This is a genomic window from Vibrio sp. M260118 (genome assembly GCF_036533755.1).
Classification (GTDB): domain Bacteria; phylum Pseudomonadota; class Gammaproteobacteria; order Enterobacterales; family Vibrionaceae; genus Vibrio.
Map to the genome: position 1 here is coordinate 1 of NZ_JATABG010000591.1, position 1,304 is coordinate 1,304.

1 protein-coding gene is annotated in these 1,304 nt (G+C 43.7%); it reads left to right on the forward strand.

Translation table 11 applies throughout. The annotated features are described in order from the left end of the window. Nucleotides 1-299: 299 nt before the first annotated feature. Nucleotides 300-1,304 (forward strand): substrate-binding domain-containing protein (locus tag QTO00_RS19845; RefSeq protein ID WP_331426278.1); only part of this gene is annotated, 1,005 nt, incomplete at its 3' end.

Sequence of the window (1,304 nt, forward strand, 5' to 3'; positions counted from 1 at the left end):
AAGCTCGATAGTTTTGGATTCTATTCCGCGATTTCTTCGCTTACGGTTGCCTTTCTAGAACTCGATTGCCACTATCTCATTGGCAAATAGAGTCTGACAATGTGAACTGGCACAGGTCCATTTGGACAAATTAGTTTGCCCTTAATAAGATTGCGGTCTAGAATCGTGACCGCAAACGATAAAAATTAACTAATTAAATACAAACCGCTCTATTACAGCGGTTTTTGTGTTTCTGATACTTCTGCCGACCTATTCTAAACTGAATATACCCTCGCGCAGTCATCGACAGGACAGAATTTATGGCCACTATTAAAGACGTTGCACGCCTTGCTGGTGTTTCAACAACAACTGTGTCTCACGTTATCAACAAGACACGCTTTGTTGCCGAAGCGACCCAAGAAAAGGTAATGGAAGCAGTAACTGAACTGAACTACGCACCAAGTGCGGTTGCACGAAGTCTAAAGTGTAATACCACGCGAACTATTGGTATGTTAGTGACTCAGTCAACCAACCTATTCTTTTCTGAAGTTATCGATGGTGTCGAGAGTTACTGTTACCGTCAAGGTTACACTTTGATTCTATGTAACACTGGTGGTATCTATGAGAAACAACGTGACTACATTCGCATGCTAGCGGAAAAACGAGTTGATGGCATTCTAGTCATGTGTTCTGACCTGACAGAAGAGCTAAGCGAAATGCTCGACCGTCACAAAGACATTCCTAAAGTTGTTATGGACTGGGGTCCAGAGAGCTCTCAAGCGGACAAGATCATCGACAACTCAGAGGAAGGCGGATATTTAGCAACGAAATACCTGATTGAACGAGGCCATACTGACATTGCTTGCTTGAGCGGTCACTTTGAAAAAGCAGCTTGTGTCGAACGTATTGCCGGATTCAAACGCGCTATGGCAGAAGCCGATTTAGCCGTGAATGAAGATTGGATTCTAGAAGGCAACTTCGAGTGTGATACAGCGGTATTAGCGGCTGACCAACTGGTTTCAATGGACAAAAAACCGACTGCTGTGTTCTGTTTCAACGACACAATGGCACTTGGTTTGATGAGTCGACTGCAGCAAAAAGGAGTTCGTATCCCTGAAGATATGTCAGTCATCGGTTACGACAACATCGAACTTGCTGAGTATTTTTCTCCGCCGTTGACCACGGTTCACCAACCAAAGCGTCGTGTCGGCAAAAATGCATTCGAAATTTTACTTGAACGTATCAAAGATAAAGAGCATGAAAAACGCGTGTTTGAAATGCACCCTGAAATCGTTGAACGCAGCACAGTTCGAAACATAAACAAG